This is a genomic window from Actinocatenispora rupis (assembly GCF_016861975.1).
In the GTDB taxonomy this organism is placed as follows: Bacteria; Actinomycetota; Actinomycetes; order Mycobacteriales; family Micromonosporaceae; genus Actinocatenispora; species Actinocatenispora rupis.
This window is the reverse complement of sequence record NZ_BOMB01000017.1, coordinates 122,472-146,914: the sequence shown is the minus strand read 5'-3', so window position 1 is coordinate 146,914 and position 24,443 is coordinate 122,472. Positions and strand designations below refer to the sequence as shown.

Below are 24,443 nucleotides of genomic sequence, written 5' to 3'. Positions count from 1 at the left end.
CACGAGCGCATGGCCGACCCCCGGCTGTACGTGCGGTCCACCGGGCGCGCGGGGTCCGGGCGTGGTCGCCGCGGTGCGAGATCCTGCTGCCGCAAGCGTAGTGCCGCAGCTCGGCGGACCGCGGCACAATGCCGGCGCTTCCCCCGTCCCGTCCCCCGTCCGGAGCGCGGCGGGCGACGTCCCGGACGTTCGGGCCCTGTCCGGCACGACCGGGTACGGGCGGCGAACGGCGGCCGACCGCGCCCCGACGCACCGGTACCACGCGGCCCCCGGATCCGTTGGTACGACGGGGAAAGCGCGGTCAGCCGACGCGGACGCCGGACCGGTAGACGGCCCGTACGGCGTGCAGCGCGGCCGGGTCGGTGAGCGGGTCGCCGGCCACCGCGAGCAGATCCGCGTCGTACCCGGGGGCGAGGCGGCCGGCGCGGTCGGCGAGGCCGCACAGCGCCGCGGGCAGCGCGGTCAGCGCCCGCAGAGTGTCCACAGTGGACCAACCGCACCGGCCGACCGCGACGTCCATCGCGTACGGCAGGACGCCGTGCGGCTTCGCCGGCCCGATACCCGCGTCGCTGCTGCACACCAGCGGTACGCCGGCGTCGCGCAGCCGGCCGACCTGCCGCATCAGCCCGGTCAGCCGCGCCGCGATCCCCGGCGGCACACCGCCCCGGTCGAACCGCGTCGCGATCGTCGCCGACACCGTCGTACCGGCGGCGGCCAGCGCGGCGATCACGTCCGGCCGCTCGGCCACCCCGTCCGCGGCGAGGAACGAGCAGTGCTCCACCACGTCCGCGCCCGCGGCGAGCGCGTTCTCCACCGCCGTACAGGCGTGCGCGTGCACCGCCACCGGCAGCCCGTACCGGTGCGCCTCGTCGACGACCACCCGCAGCTCCGCCACCGAGTACTGCGGCTCGTACGATCGGGTGCCCGGGGTCAGCTCACCGCCACTCGCCATCACCTTCACCACATCGACACCGCGCCCGGCCCGCTCCCGTACCGCGTCGCGCAGCCCGGCGGCACCGTCCGCCACACCACCCAGGTACCAGCAGTGCCCGCCGGCGGTGGTGATCGGCGGCCCGGCGGCCAGGATCCGCGGCCCGGCGGCCGGCCGGTCCGCCAGCTCGTCCCGCAACCGAAGCGCCAGGTACCTGCGGTCGCCCAGGTCGCGCACCGTGGTGACACCGGCGGTCAGCGACACCCGGGCCGCCGCGCGCATACCGTCGAGTACCCGGGAATCGGGCGCGCCGTCGATCGCACCGACCGGATCCGGCCCACCGTCGAACGCCAGGTGCACGTGCGCGTCGACCAGGCCCGGCAGCAGCGTCACGGCACCGAGATCCACCAGCCGCGCATCCGCCGGTACGGCCGGGCCCGGCACGACCGCGACGATCCGCCCGTCCCGTACCAGAACGGTCGGCTCCGGTACGGCGACCCGACGCTCACCGTCGAACAGCCGCGCACCGCGGATCGCCAGCATCCCGGCCTCCGAACCCCCCGGCAACGGGGCCCCGGCCTGCGTCTGCGCGGGGCCCCGCCGGGTGCACGTCCGCCACTGCACCCCACCCGTCGCCCTGGGGTCCGAACCACCAGACGGACACTCGGGGGCGGTGGGTCACCGACACGCTACATCCGGGCCGAAGCGGCGGCCGAGAGCCGAACGGGCAGCAACACCCGACCGTCCGCCCCCGGTACGCGCCCGACAGGCCACCCCCGATGCGCCACTCGTACCGCCGGGCGGCCACCGTCCCGTTCCGGCCCGACCGTGCCGCGCTGGCCGATGCCACCCGCGTACTGCGCCGGCTGAGTGCCGGCTGCCCGTGACGCGGTGTCGCCCTCGACACCGCCCGTACGCTGCTCGTCGCCGGCGCCCGGCCCTGGCCCGCTCTGGCGCGTCGAAGTCGCCACCGCGCTGCCGAATAGGCCGACGGTTCGCGGGTGCGCAGCACGGTCCGCGGGGTGAGTCGGCGCCCACGGCTCGCCAGACAGGTGTGCTGGGACCGTGGGCCGAGCCGACCGGGGAACACGTCGAGTCAGTCCGGTTTCGGGGACTCGGCGAGCGTGCGCAGGGTGTCCAGCGAACGCGACCAGTACGCCTCGTACTTCGCCAGCCAGGGGCCGAGCGCACGCGCGAAGCCGTCCCCGTCGATGCGGTACAGCTGGGTCCGGCCCTCGCGCGTCGCGCGCACCAGTCCCGCCGCCCGCAACGCCATCAGGTGTTTGGAGATCCCCGACGCGACCAGGTCCGGGAACTCGGCGGCCAGCTCGCTCACCGTGCGGACCTCGTGCTCGGCGAGCAGGTCGAGGATGCGCCGCCGGGTCGGATCGGCCAGCACCCGGAACACGTCCTCGCCCGCGTCAGGCACCCGCGGTCACCACCGCGGCGAGCTGGTCGAGCACCTTGTGCTGGTCCGCGCCCCGCTCGTACGCCTCGGCCGTGCCGCGCCAGCCCGCAGTACCGATCCCGGCGAAGCCGTCGTGCGTCAGCGTCACGCGGGTGCCCGGCGCGATCGGCGCCAGCTCGATCACCAGCCGGCCGGGATGCGACCAGCCGGCGTCCTCCTCCAGCCAGGACAACACGAGCCGCCCCTCCGGTACGAGGTCGAGCACGGTCCCGCTGATGCGCGTCTCCCCGTCGGGCCCCGTCGCCCGGTACGCCCCGCCGACGGTCAGGTCGATGTCCAGATCGGGCAGCAACCACCGGCGCAACGCCTCCTGCGAGGTGAACCACCGCCACACCACGCTCGGCGGCGCCGCGATCTCCAGTGCACGAACGACCTCGGGCATCTGCCAACCTCCTCAACGCCTTACCAATCAGTAAACTTTACTCTATAGTAAGTCGTTGTCTCCCGTCAACAGGACGGCGCGGTCCGGCGGCTACGATGCCGTCGTGCGAGCCAAGGGAACGTTCGAGGTCGTGGAGTTCGTGCCGGCGGAAGGCATCGGCGAGTCGCCCGTCCGCACCGGCGTACCGGTCGGCGTGGCGCGGATGACCAAGCAGTACGCGGGCGGCGTCACCGGCCGGTCGGCCACCCTGTTCACCGCCGCGTTCGACCAGGACACCGGCGTCGGCACGTACGTGGCGATGGAGTCGTTCGAGGGGACGCTCGGCGGACGGCAGGGCGCGTTCAACTTCGCCCACTCCGCCACGACCACCGGCAGCACCCGGCAGGCCGAGTTCTGCACCGTCGTGCCGGGCAGCGGCACCGGCGACCTCTCCGGCATCACCGGTGGCGGCGGCCTCGCGATCGACACCGACGGCACGCACCGGATCTGGTTCGACTACGAGCTTCCCGGCTCGTAGCCCCACCGACTTCCCGGCTTGTGGTCCCGCCGGCCGCGCGGCCGTCACAGCGGATCACCCAGCGGACCGAACTCGCCTTCGAGCGCCTCCGCCCAGTACGCCGGGAAATCCGGGCGGGTGCCGTCCGCGTCGGTGAACCCGTACTCCCGGTGCAGCTCGCCGGTGGACAGCGCGCGCCCGGACCGGGCCAGCACGTCCGGGTCCGTCGCCAGCGCCACCACCGCCCGCCCCAGGTACGCCGGGGACTCGGAGTGCGCGAAGTGCGGATCCGTTGCGGTACGCCAGGTCTGCTCGGTGACACCGAAGTGCTCCAGCACCGCCTCCGACCGCAGGAAGCCCGGCGTGAGCGCGACCGCGGCGATCCCGTGCGGACGCAGCTCGGCGGCCTGCGCGACGGCGAGCCGGATGACCGTGGACTTGGCCAGGTCGTAGAAGAAGGAGCCGCGGTAGCGGGCCGTGTTGCCGTCGGTCACCTCGACCACGAGCCCGCGCCCGCGCGCGATCAGCAGCGGCACCGCGAACCGGCTCGTCACCACGTGCGTCTCCACCGCGTTGCGGAACATCCGCAGGCCGGTGTCGAGATCCTGCTCCCACAACGGATGCGCCCAGTCGGTCGACGGGTCGCCGCCCCACACCCCGTTGACCAGCAGGTCGAGACCGCCGTGTTCGGCGTCGATCCGCTCGGTCAGGGCCCGGACCTCGGCGGGCACCGCGTGGTCGACCCGCACCGGGATGCCCAGTCCGCCGGCCGCGGTGACCCGCTCGGCGGTGCCCTCGATGGTCTCCGGCCGGTCGAGCGGCGACCGACCGCCCCGGGTGCTGCGCCCCGTCACGTACACCGTGGCGCCGGCGGCGCCCAGCTCGACGGCGACGCCACGTCCGCCGCCCCGCGTCCCACCGGCGACGAGCGCCACCCGGCCCCGCAACCCGCCCTCCGTACCGCTGGTCCGCCCTGCACTGCTGGTCCGCACTGCGATCCCCCCTCGACGCCGTTAGTAAATCACTGTTCATTTACTTTCGGCTAGGCTGTGTGCGTGAGCCCACGTCCCCTCGCGTTCACCGACGAACAGTTCCTCGCCGCCGCGGCCGCCGCGATCGCCGACGTCGGCCCCGCCCGGCTGACCCTCGCCGAGGTCGCCGGCCGGGTCGGCGCGGCGCCGGCCACCCTGGTCAAACGGTTCGGGTCCAAGCACGGCCTGCTGGTCGCGCTCGCCGCGCACGGCGCCGCCTCCATCGAGGCGTCGATCGGCCGCCCGGCCGACGACCGGCCCGCGCTCGACCAGCTCGTCGAGCGCATCGCCGGGCTCGGCGCCGGCATCCTGCACTCGGAGATGGCCCACCACGTGGCGTTCCTCCAGCTCGACGTCGCCGACGAGGAACTGCGCCGACACGCCGCCGCGTTCGCCCGACAGCTCACCGTCGGCGTGCGGCGCTACCTGACCGCGGCACACCGGCGCGGCGAGCTGTCCTGCCCGGACCTCACGCGGCTGGCGCGCGCCGTGGTCACCACGTACAACGGGGTCATGATCACGTGGGCACTGGACGGCGCCGGCACCCTGCCGCACCGACTCACCGACGAGGTCGACTTCCTGCTCACGCCGTACCGGACGGGTTGAGCGCGCCCCGTCCACGTGGGCCGACGCGATCGCCGTACGCCGTCGACACCGGCCCGGGTCGTGCTCGCCGACGCCGCGCTGTCGTGTCGTCGGCGGGGCCGTCAGTCCGGGCCACCGGTGCCCGCCAGCTCCGTGAGCCGGCGTTCGAGGAAGCGTCGTTTCCGCGCCGTCGTCGGTGAGCCGCCGCGCACACCGGTACCCGGCACGCGCCTCGTCGGTACGCCCGAGTCGCCGCAGGAGTTCGGCCCTCGTCGAGTGCAGGTACCGGACGTCGTGCAGATCGAGGCGATCGACCAGGCGCAGGCCCGCCTCGGCACCGTCGACCACGGCAACGACGATGGCGGCCAGCCAGATCGCCTCGGCCGCCAGCTCGTCGCGCCCGCCGTACCCCTCGTTGAAGATCGGATGGACCGCGGCGAGCACCGCGTCGAGCCGGTCCCGGAGCAGGTGCGCCGGCGGTACGCGGAACGGGATGCCCGCCGCCTTGATCTTGCGTTTCGCAGACCGAACTTCGCCGCGAGGGTACGGTCGCGGCGGAGCCGGTCCATCGCCTGGTTGCGCGCCGTGGTGATCAACCAGGCACGCGGGTTGCTGGGCACGCCGTCGCGCGGCCACCGGTCGGCAGCCGGCGCGAACGCCTCCTGCGCGGCCTCCTCGGCGAGGTCGAAGTCGCCGAGGAGGCCGACCAGTGACGCCGGACGCCTGTCATGGCCGCACGATCGTCGACGTGACGCGACCCGGACACAGGTCACTGGACGGTCCGCCCGCATGGTCGTTCGCTGGCTGCCCCGCTCACCCAGGTACGACGACCATGGACCGTTTGGCCGACTGCACCACGCCGACCGGTCGTGGCCGTGGATCGGGCGGCGTGCTCAGTCCTTCCCGACCCGGTCGATCCAGCTCATGGTCAGTCCGTGCGGATCACATACCTCGATGAACTCGTCGAGCGCGTCCAGCGTCGGCATCGTCCAGGTCGAGACGTCGACCCGGAGCTGGCTGTGCCCGGCGTACTCGACGATCTCGATCCCGGTACGCTCCGGCAGTGCCGCGGCGGCCGCCCGGCAGGACCGGTGGTCGGCGGAGTCCGCGAGCGCCAGTACCGGCAGCTCCTGGTACGGCGTCATGTCGGTGCCCACCTGCACGCTGTCGGGCAGCCCGAACGTCCGGGGCAACGAACCCCTGAGCTCGACCGTTCTGAGCGCGGCCGGCCCGTCGAGCGTGACGTCGAGGGTCCAGATCCGCTGGACCCGGCTCGCCCAGGACTCCGCGAAGGGGTTCCCGCTGTAGTAGGGGCTGACGAACTCTCGGAGCCGCCACCCCCGCACGTCTGCTCGGATCCCGCACGCGGCGGCGCAGAACCGCGCAAGGTCGCCGTCCTGGGGTTCCAGCGGGATCGCGTCACCGCGGGCGACGAGATCCAAGGACACGGTGTGCGCGCTCGCCCGGTTCATGATGCGGGGAGTGAAGACCTCGAACTCGTACCACGGCAGATCCATGCGACGTCCGTTCGCCTCGTCTCGGCCCATCGGGGACACGGTGATCATGGTCGTGCCCGGCAAGTCGCTCAACCGGTACGCCCATGGCGTGCCCGGCTCCGGCGTGTCATCGGCATTGCCCGCCCGCGACGCCGGCCAGTTCTCGGCACCTGCAACGCACCGGATGCGTCCGCCGTGGCAACCAAGGACCGCTGGCCTCCGGTCTGCCGGGCACGCAGCGACATGAGCGGCGCGTACCGATGGAGCCGAACGCCACCACCGGCTCGGGCATGCCGGATCATCCTCGTCGGGCGGACCCATGAACCGGCCATGCTGCTCGCACGGGCGATTCCCATGCGTGCCCCGGCGATGGGGCTGGAGACCCGCGGCAGCGCGTCAAGATCGCGTTGCCGGTCGTGACTGGTGACCCCGTTCGCGTGCCGGCTTGGTGCCGATGACGGCGTCCACTGTGGATGGTCGAAAACCCCCTGTGCCCGCCTGCCGAACTGACGATCGGGCGTTGACCGGTGCTTCTAGCCTCTCCGGTATGTCTCTGACTCGGCGCGGTGTGGTGTTCGGCTCGGCCGCTGTGGCGCTCGGCCTGGCCACGAGTTCGTGCGGCCTGGGTCCGCACAGCGGACAGCGCACCGGCTTCCCCGGTACGGAGGAGGTCACCGACGCCCTGCACGCCCTGGTGAAGAAGGCCGGACGGGACACCTTCCAGGAGGTGGACGTGTCGTCCGACGGGCTGCTGGGGGCCCGGCTGCTGCTGCCCGACGGCAGCGTGCAGACGTACTCCTTCACCGAGGGCTGGTCGAAGGAAGGCAGGGAGGGGAAGTCGGAGTTCACGTCGCCGGTGTCGGTGCGGCTGCGCGATCTGCCGCTGCGTCACCTCGCCAGGTTCGCGCACGTCCTGAAGACGGAGACGATGACCGTACGGATGGACGTCGACTACGTCGGGAAGATCCGCGTGAAGGCGGAGCCGAAGAAGTCGGCCGACGCGGTCGGCCTCAAGCTCGACGGTACGGGCAGGCTCCCCGAAGCCGATCCCGGGACGGTGTCCGGGGTCCGGTCGGCCGTCGCCGAGATCGTCGCCGCCTACGGCAGGAAGGCCGAGCGGATCGGCTCCTTCAACGGGTTCGTACACATCGACGCCAACGTGGCCGGCTGCCGCGCCGGCGTACGCATCGTCCGGGAGCCGCTGCTGGCGGCGCAGGCGAACCTCGCCCAGGAGACGCCGTTCGACCCGAGCCGGCTCTTCGATCCGAGCGGCTTCGACCCGACGATGGCCGTGACCCGCAAGGCGACGATCGCCAAGGAAGCCGGCGTCGACGGGAAGGTCTGGGACTGGGAGTACCGGCGCCCGGCGCAGGGCAGGGCGCCGCAGCTGTCGTACGGGATCGGGGGGAGCGGCCCGGACACCCGGGTGTGGCTGGACGAGAAGGGCACGATCGTGTCCCGCGGCGAGTGCCCGAAGAACACAGCCTGGTGCCCGGCCTGACGACCCGGCCGGTCGTCACCGCGGATCGCGCGCCCCTGGACCGCGACCGGTCCGGCCCGCGGTGAAACCCGCTACCGGCCGGGACGAGGGCGTGCGAGAGTGGCGCGCGTGGACGACGCCGAGACCTGGATCCGCCGGTACGTGGAGCCGGTCGGTCCGATCGAGACGACCCACGTACGTCCATGGTCGACGGTGCGTCGCGTACCGCTCGCGGACGGCGTCGCGTGGTTCAAGGCGTGCGCGCCGGTCCAGGGGTTCGAGCCGCGACTCAGCGCGCACCTGTACCGGCGCTGGCCGGACCGGGTCGCCGAGGTGCTCGCCCACGACGAGGACCGGGCCTGGCTGCTGCTCGCGGACGCCGGCGATCCCGTTGGTACCACAGGGAATCCGCCCGAGGCGTGGCTCGCCGCCCTCCCTCGCTACGCCGAGCTGCAGCGCGGCGAGACCGGGTACGCCGACGAGCACGTGGCGCACGGCGTACCGGCGCTTCCCGTCGCGCAGTTGCCGGACCGCTTCGCCGACCTGGTCGCTCGCGATCTGCCGGTGGACCGCGCGGAGCACGACCGGCTCGCCGCGTTCGCCCCCGGGTACGCGCGGATGTGTGCGGAACTGGCGGCGGACCGGCGGCTCGGCCCGACCGTGCAGCACGACGACCTGCACATGACCAACCTGTACGGGCGGGCGCGGGTGCTCGACTGGGGCGACGCGTCGGTGTCGCATCCGTTCTTCTCGCTGGTGGTGACGTTCCGGTTCCTGGAGGAGCGGACCGGGCTGCCACTCGACGACCCGTGGTACGCGCGGCTGCGCGACGCGTACCTGGAGCCGTGGGGTGGCGACTTCCGCGACACGTTCGAGCTGGCGTTGCGGGTCGGCGCGGTCGCGCACGCGATCGCCTGGACCCGGCAGCGCGACTTCCTGCCGCCGGCCGAGTTGCCCGGCTTCGACGAGGGTTTCGCGCACATCCTCCGCCGCGCGCTCCGGGTCGTACCCGGGCACTGAGCGACGCCCGCCGCCACGGGATCCACCGTTCCGGTCGCTCGCCTTCGCCCGGCGTCCGCGCCGGCGGCGGTGAGGACGGTCATGCCCGTGCGCCCGGACGCTAGGGTGACGAACCAGCCGACACGCCGTGGAGATCACCAGATGACGCATGCCGCGAGAAGCACACGCCCCACGAGAGCGGGAGCCGCCGGCGCGCTCACCGGACACCTGGCGGACGAGTCGTCGGTGGTGACAGCCCTCCGACTGCTCACGCAGGTGGACGGTTCGTGCCGGGTCGTCGTTCGGCAGCCGACGTTCGACCGGCGGACGAAGGCGAGGCAGCCGGCCTTCTTCGTCATCGACGACCTTCGCCCGTACCTCGACTCGCCGAGCGGCGAGCTGGATCCACGGCTCGTCAACGCCAAGAAGGTCACCGCGGTGCTGATGCTCAACGACGGTGGGATCGTCGAGATCGACCTGACCGACCGGAAGTGGACGTGCCCGGCCCCGAGCGACGGGGTGCGCGAGCTGCTCACCGAACTCGACCGGGCACTGCGAGACGGTGCGCGTGCCAGGGCGACGTTCGGTCCGCTGCGCGTCCTCGCGTTCTGGTGGTACCCGCTGCTCGCGTTCGTTCTGGCCGAGGTCGACGCGAGCACGAACCCGCACCTGGCGCACCAGTTCCAGGAACGGAGCGCGCAGCTCGACTACTCGCCGTGGCTGATCCACCTGGCGTGGGGTGCGCTGCCCTGGTGGATCCTCTCCACGGCCGCCGCCCTGGTTCTCACCATCTTCAGGTCCCGTTCCGGCGCGCTGCGCATCTGGCCGGCATCGATCCTGAGCGTGTCCCCGGCCGAGATCGGGTACCGGATCTGGTCGAACGCGAAGCTGTGGGACTTCGTCCGGATGGCGCTCATCGCCATCCTCGGCGCGGTCGCCGGAACCCTGCTCACCCGCTGGAAGTGACGGGAGCGAGGCTCTTTCGGTACGTGCGCGTCGCCGCTCACTCGGCGGTGAGCCGGCCTCGGTTCGGTGCCGCCTCGTTGCCGACGAGCAGGCTGAAGGCGGGGCCGGGCGACGTGGGTGTCCAACCGCCGGCCAGTGCGGTCCGGATCGCTGCCGCAACGTCCGCGGGGAGGACGGGCTTCGCCGGCAGTGCCATCCAGTTCCCGGGGTGCGCGTGCCGCGTTCGCACGACCATTACGGCTCCCGGCGGGTCGGCGAGTTCCACCGCGAACGTCAGCGGGGTTTCGGCCAAGCCCTGACCGTACGAGGGCCGGTTCCGGACCCGTCAGCGGTAGCGCGCGCCGTCGACGGTGATGATGCGCGAGCCCTTCCTCACCAGCGACACGGCGCACCCCTGCCCACGATCGACCACGCGGCACGATCCAGGCCCGCCCGACCCTCGGGTCCGGGCGGGCCTGGATCCGTTTCAGGACAACGGAAGTGGGGCGTCCTGCTCGTCGGGTACCGCGGCGGCGGCCGGCCGGCGGGCGGGCACCGCGAGGGTGACGAGGACGGCGGCGAACGCGAAGCCGGCCGCGACCCGGAGCGACGTCGCGTACCCGTCGCGCAGGGCGGGCAGCGCGGCGGCGCCGCCGGCGAGCCGGCCGTGGGTGGTGGCGGCAGCGAGCCCGGCCAGTACGGCGAGGCCGACGGCGGCGCCGGCCTGCTGCGCGGTGTTGGTCAGGCCGGAGGCGAGCCCGCCGTCCGCCGGCGCGGCGGAGGACATGGCCAGGACCATCGCGGCCGGTACGGCGAGGCCCATGCCGAGACCCATCACGACGAGCGCGGGCAGTACGTCGACGGCGTACGTGCCGTGCACGGGGGCGCGGCCGAGTACGAGGAGGCCGGTGCCGAGGGTGGCCAGGCCGGCGGCGAGGACGGGGCGGGCGCCGTACCGGGTGACGAGGCGGCCGGCGGCGAGCAGGGAGACGCCGCCGAGCGTGACCGGCGCGGGCACGAACGCGAGGCCGGTGTGCAGCGCGTCGAGGCCGAGGATGCGTTGCAGGTACAGGGCGGTGACGAACTGGAATCCGAACCCGGCCGCGAACACCAGGACCACCACCAGGTTCGCCAGCGCGGCGGTACGGTCGCGCAGCAGTCGCGGCGGGAGCAGCGGATCGGCGGCGGTCGCCTGGCGTACGGCGAAGGCGGCGAGCAGGGCGACGGCGGCGGCACCGAGTACGAGGGTCGGGGCGGTGGCCGCGGCGGGGTCGGCGACGCGGACGATGGCGTACACGGCGAGGGACAGGCCGGCGGTGACGAGCACGGCGCCGGGCACGTCGGCGCGCTGGCCGCGGGTGCCGCGGTCGGCCGGGACCAGGCGCAGCGCCAGCAGCAGGGTCGCCACCCCGATCGGTACGTTGACGCCGAACGCGCCGCGCCAGCCGAGCGTCTCGGTGAGTACGCCGCCGGCGACCAGGCCGAGGACGCCGCCGCCGGCCGAGACCACGCTGTACACGCCCATCGCGGTGGCTCGGCCGCGTGGCTCGGGGTAGAGCGCGACGACCATGCCGAGGATGACCGCGGAGGCCAGCGCGCCGCCGACGCCCTGCACGAACCGCCCCGCGACCAGCATCGCCGGGTCGACGGCCGCGCCGCACACGACCGAGGCGGCCGTGAACGCGACCAGCCCGGCCAGGAACACCCGCCGCCGACCGAGCAGGTCGCCGAGCCGGCCGGACAGCAGGAGCAGGCCCGCGAACGCGACCAGGTAGCCGTTCACCACCCACGCCAGGCCGGACGGCGAGAACCCGAGCCGGTCCTGGATCGTCGGCAGCGCGACCGTCACGACCGTGCCGTCCAGGACCACCATCACCTGCATCGCCAGCAGTACGGCCAGGGCCGCCGCCCGCCGTCGCGTTCCCACCATCGTGTCCTCCGTCGTACGCGAGGGCCGGTGACCGGCCCGTTCCGGATCGACGCTAGGCGGACGGTACGAGACGAACCATGTCCCAGGAGATCGATTCGATGTCCCGTCGTCTCATTCGGCTAGGGTGCACGGCGTGGACGTCCTCAGCGACACCATCGCCGCGCTGCGCACCGGGCGGCCCGGCTCCGGCCTGACCGTCCGGCACGCGCCGTGGGGCCGGGAGTACCGGTCGGTGTCCGGCGCCGGCTTCCACCTGGTACTCGACGGCTCGTGCTGGCTCGTACCGCGGCGGTCCGAGCCGGTGCCGCTCGCGGTGGGCGACGTCGTCCTGCTGTACCGGGACGTCGGGCACGGTCTCGCCGACCGTCCCGACACGCCGCTGTCCGAGGTGGCCGCGCCCGGCGAGCCGACCGTCGTGGCGGGCCCCGGCGCGCGCACCGCCCTGCTCTGCGGCGTGTACGAGTTCGCCCACGACTGGACGCATCCGCTGCTCGACGGGCTGCCCGACGTGGTGCACGTACCAGCCGGCACGGATCCGCAGGTCACGGCCACCGTTGGGCTGCTCACCGCCGAACTCGCCGCGGACGCCGACCGCCGGCCCGGTGCCGACGCGCTCACCCCGGCGCTGCTCGACGCGCTGCTCGTGTACGTGCTGCGCGCCTGGCTGGCCGCGCACGCCGACCACGGCTGGGGCACCGCGCTGCACGACCCGGCCATGGCCCGCGCGCTCGACACCATGCACGCCGAGCCCGCACACCCGTGGACCGTCGGGGAACTCGGCGCCGCCGCCGGCATGTCCCGCGCCACGTTCGCCCGGCGTTTCACCGGGAGCGTGGGCGAGCCGCCGCTGGCGTACCTGACGCGGTGGCGCATGATCACGGCGGCGCGGGCGCTGCGCGACACCGACGCGCCGCTCGCCGCGATCGCCCGCACCGTCGGCTACTCCTCCGAGTACGCGTTCGCGAAGGCGTTCAAGCGCGCGCACGGCACCGCGCCGGGCCAGTACCGCCGGCGGGGGTGAGGTCCGTTCCGCACCGACACTGCGACTGCTGCGCGCGGCGACCAGATCCGCTGCCTGGTCGGAGCGAACGCGGCGCTCGACGCGATGGCCCGCGGCCGCCGGAACCAGGTCGGTCATCGCCGTCCGCAGACGGTGGGCGTCAGGCGGGACCGGGGTCGTCGGTCGGTTCCTCGCCCGCCTCGACGGTACGGCGATCGGGAGTGACCCGGTCCGCGCCGCCCAGCTGCTGCACCAGCCAGTCGTCGACCTGGGTGCAGGCGTGCGTCCAGTTGACCGTGGCCACCCGGAAGTGGTCCCGGCCCACGCCGACGCCGATCGACATCTGCGCCTCGCCGATGAGCCGGACGACACCGTCGTCGGTGGTGAAGCTGTAGAGCTTCGGCCACAGGGTCCGCCGGTTCCAGTCGTCGGCGACCTCCAGCAGCCGCGGCTTCATCTCGATCGGGTACGCGCGGTCGTAGAACGCGCGCACGGAGAACGTCCGATCCGTGTCCTCCCCGCGGAACATGAAGTACGTGCGGAAGTGCTCGAACGGCGCGGCGAGATCGCCGTCCTCGTCCACGACGTACGAGAGTTCCATCTCGTCGAGCAGGTGCTCGACGAACCGCCGGTCCGGTACGACGATCTCGTCGCCGGGGGCCGGGGTCGAGGACGGGTCCGTGGTCACCTGATCGTTCCCTTCGTACGGTTGGTCCCATCCTCCGGCATCACGGGTACGCCGACCGGCCGGGGTGCGGCGTACCCGGTGCCGCGGGGACGGCGTTACCGTTCGGCGCGGCGGGCGGCGCGGGCCACGGCGTCCGCGTGCGCGGCGCGCAGCAGGTCCGGGATCAGGTCGGCGGTGCGCGGGCCGGGGTTGACCACCGCGACCCACCCCATCCGCCCGTACACCGGGTGCGGCAGTACGACGTCGGTGGCGGCAAAGTCCACATCGGGCTCGTCGCGCGCCGGGGCACCGGTGAGCCGCTCGTACGCGGTGCGGCCGACGTGGATGTTGAGGCGCCAGCGGCCGGGACCGTCGAGGGCGGACCGCTCGTCGTCGGGATAGTTCTTCGTCACGACCGTCGCGTACGGCTGGGTGTTGGTGGGGATCCGGCCGTCCGGCGCGTAGTAGCAGAAGTGGTCGCCCCAGGCGAGTTCGGGGAAGCCGTCGCCCTCGGCCGGGGAGACGACGAGGGCGCCGTCGAGGGACCGGACCGTGCCGACGATCTGTTCGATGTTCATACTTCAACTGTATGGTTCAAGTGCTTATGGAGGGTTCGTGAGCGACGGGACGCCGCACCTCCGGACGGCCGGGCTCGCGGCCGCGTCCGGCTACTCCGTGCAGCAGGTCCGCGACCTCGAACGGCTCGGCGTCATCCCGCCCGCCGACCGCGCGGCGAACAACTACCGGCGGTTCACCGAGCGGCACCTGCTGGCGCTGCGGGCGTACCGGGGGCTGGCGGTGGCGGTGGGGCCCGTCGTCGCGCGCCGCGTCCTGCGCGACGCCTGGACGCTGCCGCTCGCCGAGGCCGCCGCGGCGGTCAGCGCGCTGCACGTGACCCTGGCGAAGGAACGCGACGACGCGCTCGCCGCGCTGTCCGCGCTGCGCGCCATCCAGGCCGAGGCCGGCGGCCAGCCCGGGACCGACGACGACGCCATGTCCATCACGCAGCTCGCCGACGCGCTCGGCGTACGGGCGTCGACGCTGCGGTACTGGGAACAGGAGGGGCTGGTCGCGCCGGACCGCGTCACGTCGTACGCGGCGCGGCACTATCCGCCGGGCGCCATCCGGGAAGCGCGCATCACCGCCGCCCTGCGCGCCGCCGGCTACCGGATCCCCGACGTACGCCGGACCATCGACGCGGTACGCCGGCTCGACGACCTCGCCGACCCGGTGGACGCGCTCCGCGGCCGGCTGGACGCCATCGCCCGGCGTACGGTCGCGTTGCTCGACGCGGGGGCGGACCTCACCCGGCTGCTGACCGGCGGGCGGTGACCGCGGCGGAAATCGGTTCGACGGCACGGGACCGCGCTGGCACAGTGGCGCACCATGACCGACTCCGAACCGTTGACCGCCGCCGACATCCCGCTCCTGCAGGACCTGGCGCAGCGCGTCACGGCGGTGCGGCCGGACCACGTCAGCGCCGGCGCCTCGTACGGTGAGCTGGCCTGGACGTGGGGCAAGGGGTGCGCGACAGACGCTCCGACCTGGCGACGCCACCTCTGGTACTCGGCCGGCACGCTCGTCGCGTGGGGTTGGGTGTTCCTGCCGCGGCGGGTGCGGCGCAACGACGGCTCGGTCACCGACGTCACCGGCGCGTCGCTGAGCTACCAGATCCATCCCGACCACACCGGCCTCGCCGACGACGTCATCGACTGGTACGACGCCGTCGCGGCCGGACTCGAACGCACCGCGTACCCGACGGACGCGGAGGAGTACGCGCTGGCGCGGTGGGCGGCGCACGGCTACCGGCCCGACGCCGCGGCGCTCGCCGACGACGGCGACTGGACCCAGCTCAACCAGCGGGATCTCGCCGAGATCGAGCCGCCGACGCTGCCCGCCGGATACCGGTTCCGTACCGCGGACGAGGCCGGGCCGGAGGCCGCCGTACGGGCACACCTCGACGCCTGGCCACGCTCGACGTACACCGCGCAGGGCTACACGGACGTGCGCGCGACCGCCGCGTACCGGGGGGATCTGCACCTCCTGGTGGAGGCGCCGGACGGCACCATGGCGGCGTCCACCATCATGTGGTACGACCCGGCGAACCGGACCGTCGAGTTCGAGCCGGTCGGCACGCATCCGGGGCACCGGCGGCTCGGGCTGGCGCGTTCGATGATGCTGTACGGCATGCACCTGGCGCGCAACGCCGGTGCCACGCACGCGACCGTCGTCTGCGTCGGCGCGCCCGCGCATCCCGCCGCGCGCACCCTCTACCACGGCCTCGGGTTCCGCGAACTCTCCCGCGACGTGCCGGTCGTCAAACCCGCGCCCTGACCCGCTTCCCTTGTCCCCCAACCGATCCCGGGCGGTACGCCATCCGGAGCGGTACCTGGCGACGAGGCTCGGCGCGCCGGGCCCGACGACGAGCGCACCGGTCCCGTCCCAACCGAACCACCCGTAGCACCGTCGGGCGCGTGGCCGGCGAGCGGCACGGCACCGTCGCGCGGACCCGCCGGTACCCGGTGAGGTCGACGCTCGGCGAGCACGTCACCGACCGCGACGGCACCGGTGACCGCGCCTTCGCCGTACATCGACAGCACCGCCGCGGTCGGCAGCACCCCGCACCCGCGGACGTGGGGACCGCTCCTCACCCGCTCCGCCACGCAGCGGCCGGAGGGCCGACTCGACGTCCACTTCCCTGACGGCGCAAGGCTTTCCGCCGCCGCGCCCGACCTCCACGACCGGCCCTGGCGAGCTGCCCGGCCACCCCGTCACCCGGTCCGACAAGCCCCCGAACACGGCGTACTCGAACGCGCGGTGCCCCGGGGGTACGTTGCCGCCGGTCGTGTCGGCGGCGTACGAGGCGGTCGACAGCGCCAGGGCGAAGCCGGCGGCGACGGCAACGCGACGGTGCGCCGGCGGCGGCGCGGACCGCATCCCCGGTCCTGACATCGGCCCGCTCCCCTACGCGTCCCCGCACCCGGCCCGGTACGCCTCGCCGACCCCGTCCACGTGGCATGACCCGGCGGCCCGGAATCCCTTGCACACCACCGTTCCGGGCTACCCCGCGGATACGATCCGGCCGACGGCCCGGCGTACCTCGGCCGCGCTGCCACACCGGACGACCGTGTCGGCGGCGGGCCGGAGGAAGGCCGCCAGCGTCCGGCTGCCGTTCGCGGAGTCCCGCGCGCGCAGTTCGTCGGCGGTACCGACCGGACGGCTCCGGTAGCTCCGCGCGCCCCGGGCGACGCGCCACACCGAGCGCAGATCCCAGTCCCGACCACCCCGACAGCGGTGTGCGACCGCGCGGCGCAGTACCCGGCACAGCGCGACGCGAGCGGGCGGATCGAGCCAGACGATCAGGTCGGCGGCGTCGCGCAGCGGCCCGGTCCAGCCGGCGTAGAGACCGTCCGCCACCCACCCCTCCGTCGCGGCGATGTCCGCAGCCGACGCCCGGCGTACGTCGTCGCCGACCCGTACCCGGTCGTGGAACGGCGCGTCGGGCGCACCGGCGCGGTAGGCCACCCGGTCGAGATCGTGATGCGGTACGCCGAGCGCCGTCGCGAGCGTGCGCGCCAGCGTGGTCTTCCCGCTTCCCGGGCCACCGACGACGAGCACCCTCCGCACCAGCGCAGCCTACCGACGGCGGTCCGGCCAGTGCCCGGACCGGGCTGATCGCGGTCGCTGCCACCCGGTTCGCCGATCTCGCCCGCGCCGACGACCGGGACATCCTGCTGCCGCCGCGAACGGTGCGGGCGGTGATCCGCGTCCGGTCCGTGCCGATCGGCGGGATCGCGTACCTGCTGGTCGGCCGGCGTCGCCGCCGAGCGCGCCGTCAGGGCGTGCGGCTGGTGGCGCGGGCCAACTCGACGGCGGCGAGCGCCTGGCTCAGCTCGTACGCGGCGTTGGTGGTGTCCTCGCCCCGGCGGGCGAGCAGGTCGAACCGGGCCCGCGCATGCTCCAGACGCCGCAGCGCAGGCGACGACGAAGTGCTGTCGGTCGGTGTCATGCACCTGACAGTACGTGTCCCGACCCCCGGACGCCTCGGACGTTCGGGCATGATCCACGACACTCCTCCTGCCCGCCCACCCGCAGGGTGACGGCCGGCGACACCGACTCCGCAGGTCAACGGAACACCGCGGCCGTACGACCGGGTGGCTGCCTGCCGGCCGGCGCCCAGACTGCGCCAGAATCACCGGCGAGTCCCGGCCCGGGCTGTCAGTCGGGCGGACCGGGGTCGGCGAGGTGCAGGTCGACGAACGGCACCGTGTCGCCGTCGAGCAGGTAGCGGTCGTGCTCGACGAACCCGTGCGCCGCAGCGAACGCCAGCCCGTCGGTGTTCGAGGCGAGTACGACGGTCTCGATGCGGCCGGCGCCCGTCGCGCGGGCCGCGGCCAGCTCGGACCGCAGGTACCGGGTGCCGTGGCCGCGGCGCCGGTACGCGGGGAGGATCCGGACGATCACGGTCGCCACCGCACCGGGCCCGGACGGCGGGCGCACCGTGGCGTTCCCGACGAGTTCGCCGAACGCGTACGCGAGGGTCAGGCGGTTCCGGCCGGAGCGCTCGGCGACCTCGCCGGCGGACAGCGGTGCGGTCGGCACGATCTCGTTGTGGATCGCCCGCCAGTCGGTGAGCAGCGGTCCGGTCGCCGGCACGATGTCCCACCGCACGTCGCCGCGCACGGCTCAGCCCCGCCCTTCGTTCGCGGGGCTGAGCAGCGGCGACAGCCGGGTGATCATCTCGTCCAGCAGGTCGCCGAGTTCCGGCTCGCCGTCGTGGTCCGTCCAGTACCGGAGGGTCTCGGTGACGGCGGCCCCGAACGCGGCGACCGCGAGCCGCACCGGGTACGAGTCCGGTTCGGCGTGCAGCCACCGCCCGAGCAGTACGGCCGCCTCGCCACGACCCTCGTGCTGGTGCCGCTGGAACGCCGCCCACAGCTCCGGTACGGAGAAGATCAGCGTGTACCGGGCGAGCATCCCGGTACGGTCGGCCGCCATGGCGGCCACGGACCGGCGTACCACCGACCGCAGCGCCGCGGTGACGTCGGTCGCGGCGGTGAGTTCGGCGAGGAGGTCCTCGGCGCCGTCGAGCGGTTCGCCGCCACCGGCGAGGACGACGTCCTCCTTCGACGAGTAGTACCGGTAGAAGGTCGTGGTGGAGATCTCGGCGGCGGCGGCGATCTGTTCGACCGTCGTCGCCGCGTACCCGTGCTCGTCGAACAGCCGGAACGCCTCCCGCTGCACCGACTGCCGCAGTTTGTTCTTCTTCCGTTCGCGCAGGCCGCCCACGCCGTCCATGGTCTCAGCCCGAGCGGACCGCACCGTCGGCCGCATAGCCCGGGAGTACGAGGGCGGACTTGACGCGGGTGACCCGGCCGCCGAGACCGCCCAGCCGGGCGAGCAGCGGCGCGGCACGCATCGTCTGGTGGCGCAGCCACACGCCGCGCCGGGTCGCGGGCGCGACGGCCACCCCGCCGCCGTCCGCGAGCGCCTGGTTCGCCTCGGCGAACGGCCGCATCCGCTGCTCGTACGCGGCGAACGCGGCGCGGTGGTCGCTCGTCGCCGCCAGCTCGCCGGCGAGCAGGTACGCCCCGACCAGCGCGATGCTCGACCCCTGCCCGGACAGGAACGACGGCGCGTACGCCGCGTCGCCGACCAGCGCGACCCGCCCCCGCGACCAGGCCGGCATCCGGATCTGGCTCACCACGTCGAAGAACAGGTCGTCCGCGGTACGCATCGCGGCGATCATCCGCGGCACCTCCCAGCCGCCGCCCGCGAACACCGACGCGACCAGCTCGCGCTGTGCCGCCGGATCGGCGAACGCTCCGTACGGCGGCTCGGCGCGCCCGAAACTCAGGAACGCGTGCACCCGGTCGGGATTCCCCGCCGCGTAGAGCACCGCCGTACGCCCCGGCGCCGTGCTGATCACACCCTCGCGGTCCAGCCCGAGACGGTTCGGCATCTCGAACCCGGCGAAGCAGTGCCCGAGGTACCGGTGGAACCGTTCCTCCGGGCCGAACACCAGCCGCCGGGTGGTCGAGTGCAGCCCGTCCGCCGCCAGCACCACGTCGTACTCGGCCGCGTCGCCGCTCGCGAACCGTACGCCGACGCCGCCCGCGCGGTCGTCCAGTTCGGCGATCGAGTCACCGAACCGGAGGTCGACGTCGTCCCGGACCGCCTCGTACAGCAGCTCGGTGAGCGCGCCGCGGGGCAGTTCGGTGTCGCCGCCGCCGGCGCCGCCGAGCCGGTCCAGCCGTACCGAGGTGACGCGCCGGCCGTCGTCGCGCAGGAACGTCATCCGACCCATGTGCAGGTGCGCCGCGCGCAGCTGCTCGTACCGGCCCATCCGGCGGATCACCTCGACCGCGGTGCCGCGCACGTCGATCGGGTACCCGCCGCCGCGGACCGCAGGCGCCTTCTCCACCACCGTGACCGCGAAGCCGTACCGGTTCAGCCAGTACGCCAGCGCGGGCCCGGCGATGCTCGCCCCGGACACCAGTGCCGTCCTCGTCATCGCCCTCTCCCCTCGCCCGACCCAAATTCGGGTCGTCAGCCCTTTCGGGTCACTGTACCACTTTGGCTAGTGACCCGTTTTAGCCTCGGTTCGTGCACCACCGGGAAACGTGCGGTGGCCTGCAATCACGGGGAACCGCCCAGCGCGGGCGCGACAGCACAGGGGGCACGACGTGACCGACGAGACCGGGCCACCCGCCGCGGAACCGAACCCGACCATCGGCGCGGCGCTCGACCGCGCCGCCGCCTGCATCGAACGCCTCGCGGCCAGCCCGGACGAGCCCTGGCCCGGGGTTCGGCCCGTCGCCGGCACGGGCGACCGACGACGACCGGCTCGCCGAGATCCTGATCATGTACGCGCGCAACACCGGCGATCGACCGGTCGCGGCTCTGTGCCGCCACGGGTGGCGGTCGGCACGTCGCGCCCCGGTACGGGAGGAGGCGGACGTTCCGGGCAGAGCGTGCCGAACGCCGCGGGACGGTACCCGGGGCCGCCGGACGGGCAGGGCCGGGCGTTCGTTCGGCGATCCCCCGGGCGGCCCCGGCAGGCGTAGCGTCGGAGAGTGCATCCGTTGCGCCGAACGGGATCTACCACTCTCCCCCGGCCGCGGAGTGCCGACCGTCCGCAGCGGTCGGCGGCGCGACGAAGGGGGTCGCCCGTGGCTTATACCGTACGGACCGGGTGCCCTTCCGGTGCGAACGCCGAGGCACGCCGCGGGTCGACGGATCCGGCTCCACTGAGCCATCCGCGCGCACCGGCGTCGCCCCACGACGAGCCCCGCGGACACCGCGGGTCGACGGATCCGGCTCCACTGAGCCATCCGCGCGCACCGGCGTCGCCCCACGACAAGCCCATCGGACGCCGCGCGGCGGGGCGGTGGTCGCGGTGACGCGCCAGGCCGAGCACGGGTCACCGGGCGGCGAACCCGCGCAGTCGTGGGCGGGCCGGCAGATCACCGGCGCGTCGCAGGGCCGCACCGCCGACGGCGTGTACGGCGTGATCGTCAGTTCGGCCGTGATGGCGACCTCGCACGGCGCGTCCGTGATCACCGTGATCGTCACGGTCCTCGTCACCCTCGTCGTGTACTGGGCGGCCGAACGCTACGCGCGTCTCGTCGCCGAACGGATCCACACCGGCCGGCGACTCGGCTGGCCGGACATCCGGCGCGAGCTGACCGCACGGTGGGAGATCGTCACGGCGTCCGCCATCCCCCTCGCGGTACTCGCGGTCCTCGGCCTGCTCGGCGTGTACGTGACCGTCGCGGTACTCGCGGCGCTGGGCGTCAGTACGTTGCTGTTGTGCGTGGCGGGTTGGGAGATCGGCCGCGGTGGGCGGCTCAGCCGGCTCGAACGCCTCGGTTCGGCGGCCGTCACGGGAGCGTTCGGCGCGGCGATGATCCTCCTCAAGGCCCTGCTCCACTGAGCGCGCTCTGCTCACCCGTCGGCGGCGGGCAGGGTGATCACGAAGGTCGCGCCGGAACCGTTGCGGCCACCCGGATCGGCGAGGGTGAGGTCACCGTCGGCGGCGCGGGCCAGCCGGCGCGCGAGGGCGAGTCCGAGGCCGGCGCCGGGGTGCCCGTCCGCCGGATCGGCGCGGCGGCCCGGCTCGAACACCGCCGCGCCGACCGTACCGGGAATGCCGGGTCCGTCGTCGGTGACGGTCAGCGTGCAGCGGCCGGAGTCGTACGCGCAGGCGACGGTGACGCGTGAGCGGGCGTACCGGGTGGCGTTGTCGAGGAGCGGGGCGAGGATGCGGCGCAGCAGTTCCGTTGGTACGCCGGCGTTCGCGGCACCGGTGACGGTGGTCGGCGGCAGGGCGGGGCGGAGTTCGGCGGCGAGTTCGCGTGCCACGGCGGCGGTGTCGCACCGGTCCCGGCCACGTACGGTGCGGGCGCGCGCGTCGGTGAGCAGGGTGTCGCAGATGCGCCACATGGCGGCGGCGCTGTCGCCGATCGCGGTGTGCGCCGCCGCCTGTTCGGTGCCGGTACGGGGTCGCGCGGTGAGCCAGTCCGTCTCGGCGATGATCCGCGCGAGCGGCGTACGCAGTTCGTGCGACAGTTCGGCGGTGAGCCGCTGCTCGTGACGCAGCGCCGCGGCGAGGGCGTCGAGCAGCTGGTCGAGGTTGCCGGCCAGGTCGGTCAGCTCGGCCGGTCGGCGGGCGGTACCGAACCGGCGCGGCGCCGCGTCGGTGCTCCACCGCGCCGCCTGCGCGCTCATCCGGTGCACGGGGCGCAGCGCGCGACCCACCGCGGCTCGCGTCATCAGGTACGCGCCGGTGAGGGCGAACAGCGCCAGTCCGACGGAGCCGACCAGCGCGGCGTGCGCCGTGCCCGCGTACGGTGCCAGCGCGACGAACGCGACGACGGTGCCGACCTGCCGGCCACCGGCCGACACGGGCAGCGCGTACAGCCGGGCGGGGTGCTCGCCCGTGGTGTCGGCGTACCCGCCGTGGTGGCCGGCGAGCCGGTCCGCGGCGCGGCGCGTACCGTCGCTGGCCGGTGGTCGTTCGATCGCCGCGGATCCCTGGTATATCCAGATTCCGACGTCCAGCGCCGCGTCGTCCGCCGGTTCGCGTACGGTGAGGCGCCCGTCCGCGCCGGCCTGTACGGTCGCGGCGACGGCCGTGGCCCGGGTCCGCAGCAGCTCGTCGGCCTGGCCGCGCAGCCGGGCCGCCAGCGCCACGTTGAACGCCACGGCGAGCACCGTCAACCACACCGCCGTGGCCCCGAGTACGACGAGGGCGAGCCGGCCGCGCAGCGTCGTCGCCCTCACCGGAACCGGTACCCGACGCCGCGTACCGTGTCGATCCGCGCGCCGAGGTCGTTCACCTTGCGCCGCAACCGAAGCAGGTACTGGTCGAGCGTGTTCGCGCTGACCTGCGCGCCGGCCGGCCAGCCCGCGGCGACGAGCGCGTGCCGGCGTACCGCGGCGCCGGGTTCGGCCATCAGACAGGCCAGCAACCGGAACTCGGTGGGCGTCAGCGGCACCGCGACCCCACCGGTACGGACCTCGTGCCGGACCGGGTCGAGGCGCAGCCCGTCGACCGCGATCCCCGCCGTACGGCCGGACCGTCGCAGCGCGGCCCGGATCCGCGCCGCCAGTTCCGCGACGTGGAACGGCTTGGGCAGGTAGTCGTCGCCGCCGGCGGAGAAGCCGGACAGCCGGTCGGGCAGCGTGTCGCGGGCGGTCAGGAACACCACGGGCAGGTCCAGCCCGTCGGCGCGCATCGCCGCGCACACGTCGCGGCCGTCGGCGTCGGGCAGCCCGATGTCGAGGACGGCGGCGTCGACCCGACCGTCCACCGTACGCAGCGCGCCGGCCCCGTCCGCGGCGGTGACGACGTCGAACCGTTCGTCGCGCAGCCCGCGGGCGAGGACGTCGCGCAGCCCGTGGTCGTCCTCGACGACCAGTACCCGATGGCCCGTCATCCGGCCAGTATCACCGGGCCACGCGGTCAGGTTGCGTTCAGGCCGGCCGTGCCAGCGTGCCCCGCATGACTGTGACCTCCGAACGACACGGCGCCGGCACCGCGCGCGCCGCCCTGAGCAAGGTCCCGCAGGTGACCCTGTACTTCTGGATCATCAAGGTGCTGTGCACCACCGTCGGCGAGACCGCGGCCGACCTGCTCAACGACAACGTGGGACTGGGCCTGACCGCCACGACGCTGCTGATGACCGCACTGTTCGTCGTCGTCCTGGTCGTCCAGTTCCTGGTCCGCCGGTACGTTCCGGTCGTGTACTGGCTGACCGTCGTGCTCATCAGCGTCGTCGGCACCCTGATCACCGACAACCTCACCGACAACCTCGGCGTCTCCCTCGTCCTCACCACGGCGGTGTTCGCCGTCGCGCTCGCCGCCACCTTCGCCGTCTGGTACGCGGTGGAGCGGACCCTGTCGATCCACAGCATCCGCACCGTACGGCGGGAGGCGTTCTACTGGCTGGCGATCCTGTTCACCTTCGCCCTCGGCACCGCCGCCGGTGACCTCACCGCCGAACGCCTCGACCTCGGGTACTGGGTGTCCGCGGTGCTGTTCGCCGGACTCATCGCCGTCGTCGCGGTCGCCCGGTACGGTGCCCGCGCCAACGCGGTCGTCACGTTCTGGATCGCGTACGTGCTGACCCGGCCGCTCGGTGCGTCGCTCGGCGACTTCCTGTCCCAGCCGCGGCACGGCGGCGGGCTCGGGCTCGGCACCGTCGCCACCAGCGGCGTGTTCCTCGGCGCGATCCTGCTCCTCGTCGCGTACCTGACGCTCAGCCGCCGGGACCAGGACCGTACGACCTGATCAGGCGGTGATGTGCGCGCTGTCCCCCGCCGTGACGGCGAACGACGCGCCGCTCACCATGCGCGCCTGGTCCGACGCCAGGAACGCCACGACCGGTGCGATGTCGGCCGGATCGATCCACGGCACCCCGAGCGGGCTGCCCGCGGCGAGCAACGTCTCCGCGGTCCGCTCGTCGGTGCCGCGATCCCCGCTCGGCTCCCGAGATCGCCTGCCTCGTACCGGTCCTGGTGGCGGGATC

At 73.9% G+C, this 24,443-nt stretch carries 28 protein-coding genes; 10 read left to right on the top strand and 18 right to left on the bottom strand.

The features are described 5' to 3' along the window. Positions 1-301 precede the first annotated feature (301 nt). From Aru02nite_RS15515 to Aru02nite_RS15505, 3 genes are all read right to left on the bottom strand, one after another. Positions 302-1,474: an amidohydrolase family protein gene (locus tag Aru02nite_RS15515; protein WP_203658224.1), complete on the bottom strand. Its 1,173-nt coding sequence runs from the start codon at positions 1,472-1,474 to the stop codon at positions 302-304. 553 nt (positions 1,475-2,027) lie between these two features. Beyond that, the gene (locus Aru02nite_RS15510) at positions 2,028-2,360 is read right to left on the bottom strand and encodes an ArsR/SmtB family transcription factor (protein WP_203658223.1); all 333 of its coding nucleotides are present in this window, start codon (positions 2,358-2,360) and stop codon (positions 2,028-2,030) included. Then, positions 2,353-2,781 (bottom strand): SRPBCC family protein, encoded by a 429-nt coding sequence (locus tag Aru02nite_RS15505; protein ID WP_203658222.1) that lies wholly within the window; start codon positions 2,779-2,781, stop codon positions 2,353-2,355. The genes Aru02nite_RS15510 and Aru02nite_RS15505 overlap by 8 nt, the downstream gene beginning before the upstream one ends. A 103-nt stretch (positions 2,782-2,884) precedes the next feature. On the opposite strand from Aru02nite_RS15505, the gene Aru02nite_RS15500 reads away from it, so the two are divergent. Then, positions 2,885-3,298: a DUF3224 domain-containing protein gene (locus tag Aru02nite_RS15500; RefSeq protein ID WP_203658221.1), complete on the top strand. Its 414-nt coding sequence runs from the start codon at positions 2,885-2,887 to the stop codon at positions 3,296-3,298. 44 nt (positions 3,299-3,342) lie between these two features. Here the strand turns inward: Aru02nite_RS15500 and Aru02nite_RS15495 are convergent, their stop codons facing one another. Beyond that, the gene (locus tag Aru02nite_RS15495; RefSeq protein WP_373324869.1) at positions 3,343-4,269 is read right to left on the bottom strand and encodes an SDR family oxidoreductase; all 927 of its coding nucleotides are present in this window, start codon (positions 4,267-4,269) and stop codon (positions 3,343-3,345) included. A 63-nt stretch (positions 4,270-4,332) separates the two neighbouring features. On the opposite strand from Aru02nite_RS15495, the gene Aru02nite_RS15490 reads away from it, so the two are divergent. After that, positions 4,333-4,914, top strand: coding sequence for a TetR/AcrR family transcriptional regulator (locus Aru02nite_RS15490; RefSeq protein ID WP_203658220.1), 582 nt, complete (start codon positions 4,333-4,335; stop codon positions 4,912-4,914). Positions 4,915-5,015: 101 nt separating this feature from the next. On the opposite strand, the gene Aru02nite_RS15485 is transcribed toward Aru02nite_RS15490, so the two are convergent. Then, complete coding sequence (locus Aru02nite_RS15485) at positions 5,016-5,684, bottom strand: sigma factor (protein WP_239076708.1); 669 nt, start codon at positions 5,682-5,684, stop codon at positions 5,016-5,018. A 102-nt stretch (positions 5,685-5,786) separates the two neighbouring features. Next, the gene (locus tag Aru02nite_RS15480) at positions 5,787-6,410 is read right to left on the bottom strand and encodes a hypothetical protein (RefSeq protein ID WP_203658219.1); all 624 of its coding nucleotides are present in this window, start codon (positions 6,408-6,410) and stop codon (positions 5,787-5,789) included. Between the two features lie 526 nt (positions 6,411-6,936). Here Aru02nite_RS15480 and Aru02nite_RS15475 point away from each other — a divergent pair. The 3 genes from Aru02nite_RS15475 to Aru02nite_RS15465 all read left to right on the top strand — a co-directional run bounded on the left by Aru02nite_RS15475 (position 6,937) and on the right by Aru02nite_RS15465 (position 9,834). After that, positions 6,937-7,890 (top strand): hypothetical protein, encoded by a 954-nt coding sequence (locus tag Aru02nite_RS15475; RefSeq protein ID WP_203658218.1) that lies wholly within the window; start codon positions 6,937-6,939, stop codon positions 7,888-7,890. 108 nt (positions 7,891-7,998) lie between these two features. Continuing rightward, positions 7,999-8,889, top strand: a complete 891-nt coding sequence (locus Aru02nite_RS15470; protein ID WP_203658217.1) for an aminoglycoside phosphotransferase family protein — start codon at positions 7,999-8,001, stop codon at positions 8,887-8,889. A 225-nt stretch (positions 8,890-9,114) separates the two neighbouring features. Continuing rightward, positions 9,115-9,834, top strand: coding sequence for a hypothetical protein (locus Aru02nite_RS15465; protein ID WP_203658216.1), 720 nt, complete (start codon positions 9,115-9,117; stop codon positions 9,832-9,834). Between the two features lie 37 nt (positions 9,835-9,871). Here the strand turns inward: Aru02nite_RS15465 and Aru02nite_RS15460 are convergent, their stop codons facing one another. Both Aru02nite_RS15460 and Aru02nite_RS15455 read right to left on the bottom strand, forming a co-directional pair. Next, entirely contained in the window at positions 9,872-10,126 is a 255-nt protein-coding gene (locus Aru02nite_RS15460) for a hypothetical protein (protein ID WP_239076707.1), read from the bottom strand. Positions 10,127-10,300: 174 nt separating this feature from the next. Beyond that, positions 10,301-11,743 carry an MFS transporter gene (locus tag Aru02nite_RS15455; protein ID WP_203658215.1) on the bottom strand — a complete coding sequence of 481 codons (1,443 nt, stop codon included), beginning with the start codon at positions 11,741-11,743 and terminating at the stop codon, positions 10,301-10,303. Positions 11,744-11,876: 133 nt separating this feature from the next. Here Aru02nite_RS15455 and Aru02nite_RS15450 point away from each other — a divergent pair, with 133 nt between their 5' ends. Next, positions 11,877-12,764 (top strand): AraC family transcriptional regulator, encoded by an 888-nt coding sequence (locus Aru02nite_RS15450; protein WP_203658214.1) that lies wholly within the window; start codon positions 11,877-11,879, stop codon positions 12,762-12,764. A gap of 139 nt (positions 12,765-12,903) precedes the next feature. Here the strand turns inward: Aru02nite_RS15450 and Aru02nite_RS15445 are convergent, their stop codons facing one another. Further along, positions 12,904-13,431, bottom strand: coding sequence for a type III secretion system chaperone family protein (locus Aru02nite_RS15445; RefSeq protein WP_203658213.1), 528 nt, complete (start codon positions 13,429-13,431; stop codon positions 12,904-12,906). A 95-nt stretch (positions 13,432-13,526) separates the two neighbouring features. Next, a complete protein-coding gene (locus tag Aru02nite_RS15440; RefSeq protein ID WP_203658212.1) occupies positions 13,527-13,988 on the bottom strand; it encodes a DUF6194 family protein in 462 nt (153 codons plus the stop codon). 37 nt (positions 13,989-14,025) lie between these two features. On the opposite strand from Aru02nite_RS15440, the gene Aru02nite_RS15435 reads away from it, so the two are divergent. Both Aru02nite_RS15435 and Aru02nite_RS15430 read left to right on the top strand, forming a co-directional pair. Further along, entirely contained in the window at positions 14,026-14,742 is a 717-nt protein-coding gene (locus tag Aru02nite_RS15435; protein WP_203658211.1) for a MerR family transcriptional regulator, read from the top strand. 54 nt (positions 14,743-14,796) lie between these two features. Beyond that, positions 14,797-15,744 carry a GNAT family N-acetyltransferase gene (locus Aru02nite_RS15430; RefSeq protein ID WP_203658210.1) on the top strand — a complete coding sequence of 316 codons (948 nt, stop codon included), beginning with the start codon at positions 14,797-14,799 and terminating at the stop codon, positions 15,742-15,744. A gap of 726 nt (positions 15,745-16,470) precedes the next feature. Here Aru02nite_RS15430 and Aru02nite_RS15425 read toward each other — a convergent pair. From Aru02nite_RS15425 to Aru02nite_RS15405, 5 genes are all read right to left on the bottom strand, one after another. Then, positions 16,471-17,037 carry an AAA family ATPase gene (locus tag Aru02nite_RS15425; protein WP_203658209.1) on the bottom strand — a complete coding sequence of 189 codons (567 nt, stop codon included), beginning with the start codon at positions 17,035-17,037 and terminating at the stop codon, positions 16,471-16,473. 208 nt (positions 17,038-17,245) lie between these two features. Further along, a complete protein-coding gene (locus Aru02nite_RS15420; protein WP_203658208.1) occupies positions 17,246-17,419 on the bottom strand; it encodes a hypothetical protein in 174 nt (57 codons plus the stop codon). A gap of 209 nt (positions 17,420-17,628) precedes the next feature. Continuing rightward, positions 17,629-18,093 (bottom strand): GNAT family N-acetyltransferase, encoded by a 465-nt coding sequence (locus tag Aru02nite_RS15415; RefSeq protein ID WP_203658207.1) that lies wholly within the window; start codon positions 18,091-18,093, stop codon positions 17,629-17,631. 3 nt (positions 18,094-18,096) lie between these two features. After that, positions 18,097-18,708 (bottom strand): TetR/AcrR family transcriptional regulator, encoded by a 612-nt coding sequence (locus Aru02nite_RS15410; RefSeq protein WP_203658206.1) that lies wholly within the window; start codon positions 18,706-18,708, stop codon positions 18,097-18,099. Positions 18,709-18,712: 4 nt separating this feature from the next. Continuing rightward, positions 18,713-19,924 (bottom strand): FAD-dependent monooxygenase, encoded by a 1,212-nt coding sequence (locus Aru02nite_RS15405; protein WP_203658205.1) that lies wholly within the window; start codon positions 19,922-19,924, stop codon positions 18,713-18,715. 885 nt (positions 19,925-20,809) lie between these two features. Between Aru02nite_RS15405 and Aru02nite_RS15400 the strand changes: the two genes are divergently transcribed. Beyond that, entirely contained in the window at positions 20,810-21,346 is a 537-nt protein-coding gene (locus Aru02nite_RS15400) for a hypothetical protein (RefSeq protein WP_239076706.1), read from the top strand. An 11-nt stretch (positions 21,347-21,357) separates the two neighbouring features. Here Aru02nite_RS15400 and Aru02nite_RS15395 read toward each other — a convergent pair whose 3' ends face one another. Continuing rightward, complete coding sequence (locus Aru02nite_RS15395; RefSeq protein ID WP_203658204.1) at positions 21,358-22,695, bottom strand: ATP-binding protein; 1,338 nt, start codon at positions 22,693-22,695, stop codon at positions 21,358-21,360. Beyond that, positions 22,692-23,351, bottom strand: a complete 660-nt coding sequence (locus tag Aru02nite_RS15390; protein WP_203658203.1) for a response regulator transcription factor — start codon at positions 23,349-23,351, stop codon at positions 22,692-22,694. Before Aru02nite_RS15390 ends, Aru02nite_RS15395 begins: the two co-directional genes overlap by 4 nt. 65 nt (positions 23,352-23,416) lie before the next feature. On the opposite strand from Aru02nite_RS15390, the gene Aru02nite_RS15385 reads away from it, so the two are divergent. Further along, positions 23,417-24,205: a COG4705 family protein gene (locus tag Aru02nite_RS15385; protein ID WP_203658202.1), complete on the top strand. Its 789-nt coding sequence runs from the start codon at positions 23,417-23,419 to the stop codon at positions 24,203-24,205. Here Aru02nite_RS15385 and Aru02nite_RS37225 read toward each other — a convergent pair whose 3' ends face one another. Further along, positions 24,206-24,442: an SDR family oxidoreductase gene (locus tag Aru02nite_RS37225; RefSeq protein WP_275408648.1), complete on the bottom strand. Its 237-nt coding sequence runs from the start codon at positions 24,440-24,442 to the stop codon at positions 24,206-24,208. Position 24,443 lies beyond the last annotated feature (1 nt).